Source organism: Campylobacter sp. IFREMER_LSEM_CL2090 (assembly GCF_025771865.1).
In the GTDB taxonomy this organism is placed as follows: domain Bacteria; phylum Campylobacterota; class Campylobacteria; order Campylobacterales; family Campylobacteraceae; genus Campylobacter_D; species Campylobacter_D lari_D.
The window spans coordinates 1-1,924 of sequence record NZ_JAKMRA010000027.1; the positions used below are offsets into that span (position 1 = coordinate 1).

At 28.0% G+C, this 1,924-nt stretch carries 1 protein-coding gene; it reads left to right on the forward strand.

What is annotated here, in order from left to right:
* On the forward strand, positions 1-1,924 hold a 1,924-nt coding region (locus L8V85_RS08255; protein WP_263737822.1), incomplete at both ends, for a hypothetical protein.

Here is a 1,924-nt window from a genome sequence, read left to right on the forward strand (position 1 = left end):
GGGGGGGGGGATACGATAATTTTCGTTTTAACTCAAACACTTTAAACCCTTTAAAAAACTATAAAAACTTTAATCTATTAAAACTTTCCCTACTCACTATACTTTCACTAAACTCTTTAGAAGCTGCCACCCAGGCAAATTATGATAAAGCTTCTAATACTTATGTAATTAAAAAACACCATTATAATAATAATGATGTTTATGATTATAATCTTGACACATATAAACTCTTAAGTGGTAAAAACTTCTATGGTCAAATGGCTAGCAATAAAAACCTTTCAAATATTACTTTAATCTATGATAATCCTAAAAACAAAGCTCATGAAAAAATGAATGATTTATATTTTAAACAAGACATACTCACTCCAAGTATTAAAGAAGATATTTTTGTAGTTAATGGTTTTCATAGTTCTAACTCAGCCAATACTACCCTAAATCAAATCAGCTATATACCTTTTTTAGTTTCAGCCTATACCTTTAATGTAAAAGCAAATAATAATACTCTAGTATTAAAAGCAGGGGAATTATCTTCAGTATATTATTTAAAACCTACCGATAAAGAAGTAATTAATCCTAAAGCTAGTGGTTTAGATAATAAATATAATTTTTTAATCACTCCAGCCATAGCAAGAAAAGGTGAAGCAAGCAATAATACTTTAAATTTCTTAAAAGATGCCTATGTAAATATGGGTGTTGAAAACACCTATACCTTACCTTTAAATGGTGCTCCTTATATCTTAGGTGCTTTTGGGGTTGATGCTAATACTAATAATAATACTGTTATTTTAAATAGCGGCTCTAAGATAGACTTTCATACTACTCCTTATAAACAAAGCACTTTAGGGGATAATATTTTTGATGAGAGAATGACTCATGTGGTAGGAGCTTATACTTATAATGCTAATGCTAAAAATAATAAGGTTATTATAGATGGAGCTTCTTTATTAGTCCATGGTCCAAGTGGAGCTTATTCAACATCAGCTGCTACTCACTTAGGTGGAGCTTTTGTAGATGTAAATAACAATCAAAGCTATGAAGTAAGCAATAATAGTGTAATTATTAATGATTTAAAACTAGATTTAAGAGTGGATACTAAAAATACTCCATTAGCATACAATGCTATTTTAGTAGGAGCAGTTTATGGGGGTAAAATCATACAAGGTAATGCTTATAAAAACACCATAGATATAAAAGACTTGCAAACCTTATTAGCATTAAATACTAATGTAGAAGTAAAAGCACTCTTAGACTTTTATGCAGGTATAACTAATAATGGCATAGCTAATGATAATAATATTAATATTACTCTTAAAAAGCCATTTGAGATTAATTCTAATTTTACAGGTAAAAATGAGTTTAATCTTTATGGTGGGGTAGCTACTAAAGGAGCTAATAGAAATAGTATAAATATCAATGGAGACTTAACCAAAGGACTTACCACTGAAAATCATCAAGATAAAATTCAAATCACAGCAGCACAAACTCTAAGTTCTAAAGCAAATAATAACAATATTGTTATTAAAAACTCAAATATAGCTATGCCTTTATACTTATATGGAGTTAGTAAGGTTAGTTTAGATAATAAAGATTATTATGCAAGTAGTGCTAATGCTAATAGTATAGTTTTAGATAATGTAAAATCAGGTAGAAATCTAACTGCTATTATAGAAGCTGATAATTTAGAAAAAAACACTATAAAATATAATCTTGTACAATCTTTATCTAATGCTTCTAATATAGATAAAGGTTCTAAAATCATTTTAAGAGCTAATGAAAATGCTAATGATAATACTTTAAATATTAAAGATTATTCAAGTGCAGCTAGTTCTAATGTATATATTATTAATGCAAAAAATGAAAGCGCTAATAATACTTTTATCTTTGATAATTTAGCCCTAGGTACAGCTTCTGATAAAAGAGAAGG